General features: G+C 56.0%; 9 protein-coding genes, 1 tRNA gene and 1 pseudogene. All 11 read left to right on the forward strand.

The window, feature by feature from the left end:
- Nucleotides 1-72: 72 nt before the first annotated feature.
- Entirely contained in the window at nt 73-561 is a 489-nt protein-coding gene (locus KKW20_RS02850; RefSeq protein ID WP_214565865.1) for an Lrp/AsnC family transcriptional regulator, read from the forward strand.
- A gap of 67 nt (nt 562-628) precedes the next feature.
- Nucleotides 629-1,180, forward strand: a complete 552-nt coding sequence (locus KKW20_RS02855) for a tetratricopeptide repeat protein (protein ID WP_214565866.1) — start codon at nt 629-631, stop codon at nt 1,178-1,180.
- Between the two features lie 87 nt (nt 1,181-1,267).
- Nucleotides 1,268-1,353: transfer RNA gene (locus KKW20_RS02860), tRNA-Leu, on the forward strand.
- 142 nt (nt 1,354-1,495) lie between these two features.
- Nucleotides 1,496-2,239: an ABC transporter ATP-binding protein gene (locus tag KKW20_RS02865; protein ID WP_214565867.1), complete on the forward strand. Its 744-nt coding sequence runs from the start codon at nt 1,496-1,498 to the stop codon at nt 2,237-2,239.
- 1 nt (nt 2,240) lies between these two features.
- A complete protein-coding gene (locus KKW20_RS02870; protein ID WP_214565868.1) occupies nt 2,241-4,601 on the forward strand; it encodes an ABC transporter permease in 2,361 nt (786 codons plus the stop codon).
- A gap of 4 nt (nt 4,602-4,605) precedes the next feature.
- Nucleotides 4,606-5,835 carry an efflux RND transporter periplasmic adaptor subunit gene (locus tag KKW20_RS02875; protein WP_214565869.1) on the forward strand — a complete coding sequence of 410 codons (1,230 nt, stop codon included), beginning with the start codon at nt 4,606-4,608 and terminating at the stop codon, nt 5,833-5,835.
- Between the two features lie 238 nt (nt 5,836-6,073).
- Nucleotides 6,074-7,282, forward strand: a complete 1,209-nt coding sequence (locus KKW20_RS02880) for an aminopeptidase P family protein (RefSeq protein ID WP_214565870.1) — start codon at nt 6,074-6,076, stop codon at nt 7,280-7,282.
- Between the two features lie 364 nt (nt 7,283-7,646).
- Complete coding sequence (locus tag KKW20_RS02885; RefSeq protein WP_214565871.1) at nt 7,647-8,747, forward strand: ABC transporter ATP-binding protein; 1,101 nt, start codon at nt 7,647-7,649, stop codon at nt 8,745-8,747.
- Between the two features lie 131 nt (nt 8,748-8,878).
- Entirely contained in the window at nt 8,879-9,985 is a 1,107-nt protein-coding gene (locus tag KKW20_RS02890) for an extracellular solute-binding protein (RefSeq protein ID WP_214565872.1), read from the forward strand.
- 136 nt (nt 9,986-10,121) lie between these two features.
- Entirely contained in the window at nt 10,122-11,393 is a 1,272-nt protein-coding gene (locus KKW20_RS02895; RefSeq protein WP_214565873.1) for an ABC transporter permease, read from the forward strand.
- Nucleotides 11,394-11,407: 14 nt separating this feature from the next.
- Nucleotides 11,408-12,253 (forward strand): annotated as a pseudogene (locus KKW20_RS02900) (ABC transporter permease); the annotation flags it as partial.
- Nucleotides 12,254-12,423 lie beyond the last annotated feature (170 nt).

Below are 12,423 nucleotides of genomic sequence, written 5' to 3' on the forward strand. Positions count from 1 at the left end.
TAGCGACATTTTTGCGGGAAATATCACCAATTATTCCCAATATTCGGTGAATTCGACTGAAGAGGGTGTGCTATGCGGGAAAAAAGAGAGGCGGAGTTGGACCGGTTCGATCGTGCCATCCTGGATGCGCTGGCGTCGGATGGGCGAATTTCAATCACCGATCTGGCGGGGCACATTGGGTTGTCCAAGTCACCTACTCAGGCGCGGTTAAGGCGATTGGAGGCAGAGGGCGTGATCCTTGGCTATCGTGCGCTTGTGGATCCCCTGCGGCTGGGGCGTGATCACGTTGCGTTTGTTGAAATTAAACTGACCGACACGCGCGAAGCGGCGCTGAAGGCATTCAACAAAGCGGCTATCCGCATTCCAGAGGTCGAGGAATGCCATATGCTGGCGGCCCATTTTGATTACCTGCTTAAGGTGCGGTGTCGCAATATGCGGGATTTTCGCCGGGTATTGGGCGAGGCGATTTCGACGCTTCCCTATGTGGCGCAATCTTCGACCCATGTGGCCATGCAAGCGGTGAAGGAAGAGGGGCAGGCGGTGCCTGATGTTGTCGTTTAGCTGGGTCACATGTTTCTGACGGGGCTGTGATTTTGGCCTGTGGGGAAAGATGTGCTAAGCTGACGCCATGAAACGCTTATTGCTCATACCTTTGATGTTGCTGGCATTGTCTTCGACGGCACAGGCCGATAGCTGCCCGGATCCGCGTGATATTTCGACCGAAATGGATCTGTTGTTGGGGGCTGTGCAAAAGGCACGCAACGAAGGTGAGGCGCGGGTCTTTGTGAACCAGATGTGGCATTTGTGGCGGGATGCACCGGATGCCACCGCGCAAGAGTTATTGCAGGACGGGGCCTTACGTATACGCATTTCTGATTACGCAGGGGCCGAAGCTATTCTGAGCCACCTGATCGACTATTGCCCCGGTTACGCCGAAGGCTACAATCAACGCGCCTTTGCGTTGTTTCTCGCCGGCGAGTATGAGCGCTCGTTGAGCGATCTGGATCAAGCCCTGGCCCTGCGGCCGCGCCATGTGGCCGCGCTTGCTGGTAAGGTTCTGGCTTTGCAGGCGCTAGGTCGAAAGGATGAGGCACAAAAGGTGTTGCGCGCCGCGCTGGCGCTAAATCCCTGGCTGCCAGAACGCCACATGTTGCTGACCCCGCCCGGGACAGAGTTATAGAAGATATTTTAACGCGATCAGGCTCTTGCCCCCCGCAATCAAATCGCTATTGTCGCGCCACCTGACCCGTCAGGGTAACTTGTCGGGGCCCGCGTGGTGGAATGGTAGACACAAGAGACTTAAAATCTCTGGGCCGAGAGGCCGTGCCGGTTCGAGTCCGGCCGCGGGTACCAGGTAATCCTGACAATTTCACCAGTTTCGAGGCTTTGCTGCCTCGTCGTCACCTATGGTGCGACCCTTGAAATGCCCAACAACTTGCGCCACATCATTGTTCTTGGTGCAACAACAGGGTGTGATAGGCGTATGGCGCATGAAATGACCAACAGCACCCCCTCGGGACTTGTAGAAACACCGCCTGCGCGGGTGTTTCACACTGAGGATATCACCAAGATCTATCGCACCGGTGCGGTGGAGGTACAGGCCTTGCGCGGGGTGAATGTCGAGTTGATTGCCGGCGAGTTCACCGTTCTTTTGGGAGCGTCTGGATCAGGAAAATCCACACTTTTGAATATTCTGGGTGGACTTGATCACGCCAGTGGCGGTCGGGCGTGGTTCCGCGATCAAGAGCTTACTGTGATGTCTGACCGTGGGCTTACACGATATCGTCGCGACCATGTGGGGTTTGTGTTTCAGTTCTATAACCTCGTCCCGTCCCTGACCGCGCGTGAGAATGTTGCCCTTGTCACCGAAATCGCTTCCGAGCCGATGCCCCCCGAAGAGGCGCTGGAGCGGGTTGGGCTTGGGCACAGGATGGATCATTTTCCGGCCGAAATGTCAGGTGGTGAACAACAACGCGTTGCCATTGCGCGTGCGATCGCCAAGCGGCCCGAGGTATTGCTGTGCGATGAACCCACAGGGGCGCTTGACAGTAAAACCGGGGTTCAAGTGCTTGAAGCGCTTGAGAAGATCAATGCTGAACTGGGCACCTCCACCATTGTGATCACCCATAATGCGGGCATTCAGGCGATGGCGCACCGCGTCATTCGCTTTGCCGACGGCAACATCGCCGATGTGACGGTGAACGACACGCGCATCGCACCCTCTGAGATTGAGTGGTGAGATGCAAAGCCTCGACCGCAAACTCCTGCGCGATATGACACGGCTTTGGTCGCAAAGCCTTGCGATCGCTTTGGTGTTGGCGGTGGGCGTGGCGATCATGGTGATGATGGGCGGCGCAGAACGATCTTTGCGTGAAACCCGCGACACGTTTTATGAACGCAACCGGTTTGGGGATATCTTTGCCACTGTAACCCGCGCGCCCATGGATGTGCTGGGCCGAGTGGAAGCCATCCCCGGTGTCAGGCTGGCTGAAGCATCGGTGTCAAAATACGTGATTTTGGACATCAACGGCATGGCGGCCCCAGCCACGGGACAGCTGATTTCGGTGCCAAGCGCAGGGGTGCCGAAAATGAATGTACCCACATTGTCTCGTGGGCAATGGCCCGCGTCGGGGCAAACCGGGCAGGTGGTGGTGAATGAGAGTTTTGCGACCGCTCATGGGTTTGGCATTGGCGATCAATTCCACGGTATCATTAACGGGCAACGACGTGCGCTGACGATTGTTGGTACTGCACTCAGCCCTGAATTCATCTACACCATTGGTCCCGGTTCTATCATGCCTGATGATCGCCGATTTGGGGTGATCTGGATGGAGGGCACGGCGCTTTCGGCCGTCTATAACTTAACCGGGGCGTTCAACACTCTGACCGTGGGGCTGGGGCGCGATGCAAACCGGGACGAGGTGATCCGTCAGATTGATCTGATCCTTTCGCCCTATGGGGGCACCGGCGCGTATTTTCGTAAAGACCAGATTTCCAACGCGTTTTTGCAAGGAGAGCTGGATCAGCTGTCGACCATGGTGAAAGTCGTGCCGCCGATCTTTCTGATTATCTCGGCCTTTTTGGTGAATATGGTCCTTGGGCGACTGATCGCGCTGGAACGCGAACAGATCGGTCTTTTAAAGGCATTGGGGTATTATAAGGGCGAAATTGGCTGGCATTACGTCAAACTCGCCATCGCAATTGGGGCGCTGGGCGTGGCAATCGGTTGGGGCTTTGGTCTGTGGGGCGGGCGGGGCATGGCTGAACTATACGCGCAGTTCTTCCACTTCCCCTATCTGGTCTACGTGCCGTACCCATCGGTTTATGCGATCTCAGCACTGGCAGGATTGGCGGCGGCGGCATTGGGGGCGGTGACGGCGGTGCGCAAAGCGGTGGCGCTTTCGCCCGCTGTGGCCATGGCCCCCCCTGCGCCTGCGCGTTACCAATCAGGGGTGGCGGATCGTATGATCCATTTCATGAAGATGCGGCAGACCTCGGTGATGATCTGGCGCTCGCTCACGCGCTGGCCCATTCGGGCGGCACTGACGATGTTGGGCATTGCCACATCCGCCGCGGTGATGGTGGCGGCTCTGTTCATGTTTGATGCTATGGATGAGCTCTTGGACAAGAGCTTTGTGCAACTCAACCGCCAGGACGTTGTGATCAGCTTTGCCGGAGATCGGCCCCGGTCTGTGATCGAGGATGTCGGCCATTTGCCCGGTGTCATGGTGGCCGAAGGCGTGTGGTCGATGCCTGTGCGCCTGAAACATGGCCAGTTTAGCCGCCGCACCAGTCTTGAGGCGCGCGATCCCGGATCGGAACTGACTCATCTGCTGACCGAAGAGGGGGATCAGGTCACGCCCGAGGGCGGTATTGTGCTGACACGCCGACTGGCGCGCCAGCTGGATCTGGACCTCGGCGAACAGGTGACCGTATTGTTCCCCGCACTTGGTGGGACGTCCGCGCAAGTGCCCGTTGTTGGCTATGCTGCGCAAAGTTTTGGCATGGGGGCTTATGTGACCCCAGAGACATTAAGCCAACTTGCCGGGCAAGCCCCGCGCGTGAGCCTAACCAACGCTTCGATTGATCAAGATAAAAGCGAGGCTTTGTTCGCAGCGGTCAAAGCAACCCCTGCTGTGGCCGGGCTGGTGGAGATGGCGGCAATTCGAAAAAGCTTTAACGACACAATTGCACAGAATGCTGGAATGATGACGACCATCAATTCTCTGATGGCGGCGCTGATCGCGATTGGGGTGGTGTACAATGCCGCCCGCATTCAATTGTCAGAGCGCGCGCGCGAGTTGGCGAGCCTGCGCATCCTGGGGTTCTCGCGCGGCGAGGTCAGTTACATCCTGTTAGGAGAGTTGGCGGTGCTGACCATTGTGGCAATCCCCGTCGGGCTTTTGATGGGGCAGGGGCTTGCCGCGGCGATGGTCACCGGCTTTGACAGTGATTTATACGCCATTCCGCTGGCGATTACCCGCGCGACATATGTGCGCGCGGCTTGGGTCGTGGGCTTGGCTTCGGCGCTGTCTGCGGCGGTGGTGTGGCGGCGCATCGGACAGATGGATCTGGTGGCTGTAATGAAAACGAGGGAATAATAATATGGCCGAACAGCATAAGGCAGGAATGATGCGCAAAGTGGCGATCGGCGCCGTGGCGCTGGGCGGATTGGCGGCTTTGGTCTTTGTGGCGGGGCGGTCAGAACCTGTGCCCGTCGATTTGGCCAGTGTTACCCGTGGCCCGCTTGAGGTCACAATCAACGCCGAGGGGCAGACACGGATCCGCGATGTCTATGATCTTTCTGCGCCCGTGATGGGGCGGTTGTCACGCTCGCCTGTGACGGTCGGGGATGCGGTGACTGCGGGTGAAACCACCGTGGCGCGGATTGCACCCGGTGCGCCCGCTTTTCTGGATGACCGGGCCCGTGCGCAGGCTGAAGCCGCAGTTGCGCAGGCGAAAGCTGCGGTGCTCTTGGCCCAGTCCCAGATTGCCATGGCCGAAGCCGATCTTGGGCATGCACAGGTAAACCTGAGCCGCCTTGTTGACTTGCACGCGCGCGGAACGGCGCCGCAAGCACAACTGGATACAGCTGAGTTGAATGTGGATCTGGCTGCGGCAAAACTAGACGCCGCCCATGCAACATTGGACATTCGCGATGCCGAATTGGCCGCACAGCGCGCCATGTTGATTGAACCCAATACCGCAGGTGCAGGGGACAATGCGGCCTGTTGTGTCGAGCTGGTCGCGCCTGTGTCCGGCACGGTGTTAAGCGTCGCCCACGAAAGCGCTGGTATGATACAAGCCGGCGCACCGATCCTATCAATCGGCGAGACCAAAGATCTTGAGATTGTTGCGGACCTTCTGTCCTCGGATGCGGTGCGTTTGACACCGGGAGCCAAGGCCTATGTTGAGCGTTGGGGCGGCGCAGGGGTTTTGGATGCGCGCCTGAGCGTGGTGGAACCTGCGGGGTTCACCAAATTGTCGGCACTGGGCATTGAGGAGCAGCGGGTCAGGGTCTTGCTCGATTTTGACAGCCCGAAAGCGGCCCGCGCCAGCCTTGGCCACGGATTTCGCACCTATCTGCGAATTGTTGAATGGCAGGGCGATGATGTGCTTCGCGTGCCGGTCTCGGCGTTGTTCCGGCAGGATGGAAAATGGGCGACCTATGTGGTGACAGGTAATGTGGCGGTGCTGACCGAAATCAAGATTGGCCACCGCAGCGCAGACTATGCCGAAGTTCTCAGCGGACTGACCGGGGGTGAACGGGTCATCACCCACCCTGGCGACCGTGTGGTGAACGGCGTGCCGATCATCAATCGCGACGATCTGTGACGCCAAAGAACGACAAGAAAGCCAATTGACAGATTCGCGTCGAATCTGTCAGGGTTTGCTTATCCGCAGCGATGGCGTCGCTGCACCGGAGGCTGCCGCGCATGTGGGGATCTGTCGATCTGTCATAATGCGCATCCCGCAGCGGGCCGGGCCGGAGATCAACTGCCCTGAACGCCGGGGCATTGATTGACCGGGCGCAATATCTTCATTCCCCGGTCACGGATAAGGAAGACAAGATATGCAACGTCCTCAGTTTTTTGTTTGTGAAAATGGTGAAAAAGCCCCATTGCCGTTTTCAAACGCTGAATATGAACGCCGATTGACCCAATTGCGCGCCATTATGGCCGCCAAAGGGTTGGAGGCGTGTTTGTTCACCTCGATGCACAATATCGCCTATTATTCGGGCTTTTTGTATTGTGCTTTTGGGCGCCCCTATGCCTGTGTTGTGACGGCTGATCGTTGCACCACCATCAGCGCCAATATTGACGCGGGTCAGCCATGGCGTCGCAGCTTTGGTGACAATGTGATTTACACTGATTGGGAGCGCAACAACTACTGGCGCGCGGTGAAGGACGTGGCTGGCGGGGCAACGCGGATGGGAATCGAAGGCGACCACCTGACGCTGGCGCAACGTGCTTTGGCTGGTGAGTTCCTTGCGGGCGCCGAGTTTGTTGATGTGGCGGGTGACACAATGAACGCTCGGATGATCAAATCTGCTGAAGAAATTGCGTTGATCAAAGAAGGCGCGCGGGTTGCGGATATTGGCGGTGCCGCGATTCGCGATGCGATTCGCGTTGGCACCCGCGAAATCGACGTGGCGATGGCGGGTCGCGATGCGATGGAAGAGGAAATTGCCCGCGCACATCCTGATTCGGAGCTGCGTGACAGCTGGGTCTGGTTCCAATCTGGCATCAACACCGACGGCGCACACAACCCTGTGACGACCCGTAAGCTGGAAGGGGGCGACATTCTGTCGTTGAATGCGTTTCCAATGATCTCAGGCTATTATACGGCTTTGGAGCGGACGCTGTTTCTTGGGGAGCCGGACAAGGAAAGCCTGCGCATCTGGCAGGCAAATGTGGATGCGCATGAACTGGGGCTCAGCCTGATCAAACCTGGCGCTACCTGTTCTGGAATCACCGCGGAAATCAACAGGTTCTTCGAATCCGAGAACCTGCTTCAGTACCGATCCTTCGGCTATGGCCATTCGTTTGGGGTCTTGTCGCACTATTATGGTCGTGAAGCCGGTCTAGAGCTGCGCGAGGACATCGATACGGCGCTTGAACCGGGCATGGTTGTTTCCATTGAACCGATGCTGTTCCTGCCAGAAGGTTTGGCCGGGGCGGGCGGATATCGTGAACACGACATTCTCGTTGTGGGTGAAACAGGCGCCGAGAACATCACTGGTTTTGGGTATGGCCCGAAGCATAACATTGTAGCCGCATAAGAAACGGTCGTTTTACAATGTTCTCACGACATATCGTTTCTCGGCGTTTTGTGATGAAATTCGTCATAATTATCAAAGATTCGATGGGAAATGTCGTGAGAACACTCGTAAGATCTTGACGCGACAAGGGGTTGCAGCTTTTCCACTTTGGATCCAATTCGCTCCAACGCCTTGTCGCTAATGAACAAAAAATGTCGCTTTCCTGTTGCAATCTGTTCGGTGATCGTGTTGGCTTTAGCTTACCTACCGACAAGCAGTCAGGGCAACGTCCCGGAGTGTGAGCCGGAAGCGGATAAATAATGATGCTCACGATGCAAGCGTGGGCGCTGCAACAGAACGCCCGAAACGGGCACAGGGGGGTCACTTGACCGATACTGCTGCGAACGACGGCTTCGTCGTCTTTGATCGTGTTCAGAAAAGCTATGACGGGGAAAATCTGGTTGTAAAAGACCTCAACCTTTCGGTTGCTCGTGGTGAATTTCTGACCATGCTTGGGCCATCGGGCTCTGGCAAAACCACATGCCTGATGATGCTGGCCGGGTTTGAGACCGCCACACATGGGGACATTCTGTTGGGTGGCAAACCCATCAACAATATTCCACCCCATAAGCGTGGCATTGGCATGGTGTTCCAAAACTATGCACTTTTTCCGCATATGACCATTGCAGAAAACCTTTCGTTCCCGTTGGAAGTTCGCAAAATGGGTAAATCCGAGCGTGAAGCGAAAGTGAAACGTGCGCTGGATATGGTGGAAATGGGGGCCTTCGGTGGTCGTCGCCCTTCGCAGCTTTCCGGTGGTCAGCAACAGCGTGTTGCTTTGGCGCGTGCGCTGGTGTTTGAACCCGAATTGGTGCTGATGGATGAGCCGCTTGGCGCGCTTGATAAACAGCTGCGGGAAAAAATGCAGTTCGAAATCACCCATCTTGCGCATTCGCTGGGCATTACCACTGTTTACGTGACCCACGACCAAACCGAGGCGCTGACCATGTCAGACAACGTCGCTGTGTTTGATGATGGCCGCATTCAACAGCTCGCCCCCCCGGCTGATCTGTATGAAAAGCCGCAAAACAGTTTTGTCGCGCAGTTCATCGGTGAAAATAATACGCTTGAGGGTGTGGTCACGGAAATCAAGGATGACACCTGTATTGTCCGTCTGGACGGTGGGGAAGTCATTGATGCCACGCCGATCAATGTCTCTAATGTGGGGGATCGCACCAAAGTCTCGATCCGCCCTGAGCGCGTGGAATACAACAAAGATCGTATTCAAGAAGGGGCCCACACCCTTAAAGCCGAAGTGCTTGAGTTTATCTATATGGGCGACATCTTCCGCACCCGTTTGCGCGTGGCTGGCAATGATGAATTTGTCATCAAAACCCGCAACGCGCCGGATGTGGATCGTCTGGTGCCGGGACAACAAATCGAAATCGGTTGGTTGCCGAGCGATTGTCGCGCGCTTGACGCATAAGAATTTGTCTTTGCAGCTTTGGGGCTGACAAGGCCCCAGGAAAGCCGCTTTGGCATAATAGTCTGGGGTCACGCATGCCGCCCGTCTGCGGGCCCCACATAAATCTACGGGAATATAACAGGGAGAATAGTATGAAAGTAATGAAAACTCTTGCGGCCACCACCGCTTTGACAGTTGCCGCTGGCGCTGTTGCAGCTGAGGACATGGCCAACGAGCTGACGTTGGTATCTTGGGGTGGCGCATATCAGGCCAGCCAAAACAAAGCTTATGTTGAGCCCTATTTGGCGATGAACCCCGGTCTGACCGTGATCTGGGACGAAAGTTCAGCAGAAGCTGTGGCCAAACTGCGTGCCATGGACGAAGCGAAAAACGTAACTTGGGATCTGGTGGATGCGGTTGCATCTGACTCCATGCGCCTGTGTGACGAAGGTCTTGCGGAAGAGCTGGATCACAACGCTGTTTTGGCACCGGCGCCTGATGGCACCTCGGCCACTGACGACTTTGGTGATCTGATCGTATCCGATTGCTTTGTACCACAGATCGTTTACTCGACCACATTCGGTTATCGTACCGACATGGTTGGTGAAGAAGCGCCAACATCTGTTTGTGACATCTTCGACACCACCAAATACCCAGGTAAGCGTTCGCTGCAAAAGCGTCCAATCGACAACGTTGAATGGGCTCTCTATTGCGATGGCGTTGCCAAAGACGAGATCTATGAAACCCTGGGCACTGACGAAGGTGTAGCACGCGCATTTGCGAAGCTCGACACCATCAAAGACGATGTTGTTTGGTGGACCGCTGGTGCAGAAACGCCTCAGCTGTTGGCTGATGGCGAAGTTGTCTTCGGCTCGACCTTCAACGGTCGTCTGTTCTCGGCCATTGCCGAGCAGAACCAGCCGATCGGTATGCTGTGGGACATGCAGTCGTTTGACCTTGATGGTTGGATCATGCCTGCGAACCTGCCTGCTGACCGCAGAGCGCGCGCGCTGGACTTCTTGAAGTTCGCAACCGACACCCAGCGTCTGGCGGATCAAGCGGCTTACATTTCTTACGGTCCAGCGCGTGCGTCCTCTGCACCACTGGTTGGTAAGCATGCTGAGCTTGGCATCGACATGGCGCCACATATGCCGACCGACCCCGATAACTCGGGCAACATTCACGTCTATGACTACGAATGGTGGGCTGACAACCGTGACGATCTGAACGCAAAGTTCGAAGCATGGTTGGCGAAGTAATTGCCACATCGGAGGGGGCCGTGCAGGCCCCTTCCACCCCAGTATTTTTCTACTGATTTTTTGTTATCAACACATTCGTTAGTCACTTTAGACAGCTGCAAACAAAACAAAAAAGGCGAAAGCCGACAGGGATGATATGAGCGATATGACGGATACCGGCCCGGTTCTGGCCGCAGATGGGACCCCTCTTAAGCGCAGTTTGGCGCGGGCACTCAGGCGTCAAAAGTTACGCGCCCTGATGTTGATCGCACCGCTTCTGCTTTTTATTCTGATCAGCTTCATCTTGCCCGTGGGCGATATGCTGTACCGTTCGGTTAAGAACGATATTGTGTCGAAAACGCTGCCAAACACGGTTGTGGCGTTGGAAAGCTGGGATGCCAATTCCGGTGACTTGCCGGAAGAAGCGGTCTTTGCTGCGATGGCGACTGATTTGAAGTCAGCGGCCGCGGCCAAGATCCATACCAAAGTTGGTGGGCGTCTGAACTATGAAAACCCCGGCATCTCGTCGCTGTTTCGTAAAACTGGCCGTAAGGCCAAAAAGTTTGATCTTGAGGCTGAAACCGTCTGGAAAGACGAGCTGATTAAGATCAACAAAGGGTGGGGCGACACGGATGTCTGGCGCACCATTCAGACCTATTCCTCTCCGATCACTGCGGGCTACTTCCTGAACGCCATCGACATGCGGGTTGGCCCGGATGGGCCCGAAGCACGCCCGGAAGAAGAACAGATCTATATGAAGCTTCTAAAGCGGACGCTTTGGATGTCGATGATGATCACGGTCAGCTGTATCTTGTTGGCCTATCCCGTGGCCTGGATCTTGGCCAACTTGCCCGCGCGAAAAGCGAACCTTTTGATGATCTTGGTGCTTTTGCCCTTCTGGACTTCGTTGTTGGTGCGGACCTCTGCTTGGAAAATTTTGCTGCAACAACAGGGCGTTATCAATGACATCCTCGTGTGGCTGCATATTGTTCCAGATGATGCGCGCCTGGTGATTATCAACAACCAGTTCGGGACAATTGTGGCGATGACCCACATTCTGCTGCCCTTCATGATCTTGCCGATGTATTCGGTGATGCAGACCATTCCCGTCAGCTATCTTCGTGCGGCGAAATCACTGGGAGCAACCGACTGGACCGCCTTTTGGCGGGTCTATTTCCCACAAACCATTCCGGGCATCGGCGCGGGGTCCATCCTCGTGTTCATTCTGGCGATTGGTTACTACATCACACCAGCTTTGGTGGGCGGGACAAAAGGCACGTTCATTTCGAACCAGATTGCCTTCCATATCTCGACCTCACTGAACTGGGGTCTCGCGGCGGCACTTGGCGCCATTCTTCTCGCGGTCGTTCTGGTCCTTTACTGGGCTTATGATCGGATCGTGGGCATCGACAACGTGAAGCTGGGATAAAGATTATGAGCGGACTTCCTCCTTATGCCTCCACCGGTCAACGCACTTGGTACTATACGTTCCGGGTGATCTGCGGCCTGATCTTCTTTTTCCTGATTGCACCGATTGTGGTGGTGATTCCGCTGAGCTTTAACGCTCAGGATTTCTTCACCTTCACACCGGAAATGCTGCGTCTTGATCCGGAAGGGTATTCGTTAAAGCACTACCGCAACTTCTTCTCGGATTCGGGTTGGCAGGCTGCGTTGTGGAATTCGGTGCGGATTGCGCCGGTGGCGACAATCTTGTCTGTGTCCTTGGGGACATTGGCGGCGATCGGGCTTAGCCAAGACCACGTACCTGCACGACGCGCGATTATGGCGATCCTGATCTCGCCGATGATTGTGCCGCTGATTATTTCCGCGGCGGGCATGTACTTCTTCTTCTCGCGTATCGGCCTGCAAGGCAGCTACTGGGGGGTTGTGTTGGCGCATGCGGCACTGGGTATTCCCTTTGTGATCATCACGGTAACCGCAACGCTGGTGGGCTTTGATCGCTCGCTGACGCGTGCGGCGGCGAATATGGGCGCAGATCCTGTGACCACCTTTTTCCGCGTGCAAATGCCACTGATCCTGCCAGGCGTGATTTCGGGTGCTTTATTTGCCTTCATCACATCCTTTGACGAGGTTGTTGTGGTGCTGTTTGTCGGCTCGGCGGGTCAGAAAACCCTGCCATGGCAGATGTTCCTTGGCTTGCGCGAACAGATCTCGCCCACGATCCTTGCTGTTGCGACGATCTTGGTGGTTGTCTCAATCGCGCTGTTGACGACGGTAGAGCTTCTGCGTCGCCGGTCAGAACGGTTGCGCGGGATGTCTCCGAGCTGAGTTTGCCCACATGTAAACACAAGCGGCATCCCTGAATTGGGGTGCCGCTTTTTTTATGCATAATTCATCAGGTTTTGCAGTCTGCCTGCGCTTCAGAAGGGAATTGTTAACCCTTTTCCGGCAAGCCTGAGCATATGGCCCGGACCTTACCAAACATCCCCCCCTTGCAG

The organism is Aliiroseovarius lamellibrachiae (genome assembly GCF_018599245.1).
Taxonomy (GTDB): Bacteria; Pseudomonadota; Alphaproteobacteria; order Rhodobacterales; family Rhodobacteraceae; genus Aliiroseovarius; species Aliiroseovarius lamellibrachiae.

What these genes read in the sequence shown, in the direction of transcription:
- KKW20_RS02850 (WP_214565865.1), top strand. Translation starts at nt 73, where the DNA reads ATGCGGGAAAAAAGAGAGGCGGAGTTGGACCGGTTCGATCGTGCCATC.
- KKW20_RS02855 (WP_214565866.1), top strand. Translation starts at nt 629, where the DNA reads ATGAAACGCTTATTGCTCATACCTTTGATGTTGCTGGCATTGTCTTCG.
- KKW20_RS02865 (WP_214565867.1), top strand. Translation starts at nt 1,496, where the DNA reads ATGACCAACAGCACCCCCTCGGGACTTGTAGAAACACCGCCTGCGCGG.
- KKW20_RS02870 (WP_214565868.1), top strand. Translation starts at nt 2,241, where the DNA reads ATGCAAAGCCTCGACCGCAAACTCCTGCGCGATATGACACGGCTTTGG.
- KKW20_RS02875 (WP_214565869.1), top strand. Translation starts at nt 4,606, where the DNA reads ATGGCCGAACAGCATAAGGCAGGAATGATGCGCAAAGTGGCGATCGGC.
- KKW20_RS02880 (WP_214565870.1), top strand. Translation starts at nt 6,074, where the DNA reads ATGCAACGTCCTCAGTTTTTTGTTTGTGAAAATGGTGAAAAAGCCCCA.
- KKW20_RS02890 (WP_214565872.1), top strand. Translation starts at nt 8,879, where the DNA reads ATGAAAGTAATGAAAACTCTTGCGGCCACCACCGCTTTGACAGTTGCC.
- KKW20_RS02895 (WP_214565873.1), top strand. Translation starts at nt 10,122, where the DNA reads ATGAGCGATATGACGGATACCGGCCCGGTTCTGGCCGCAGATGGGACC.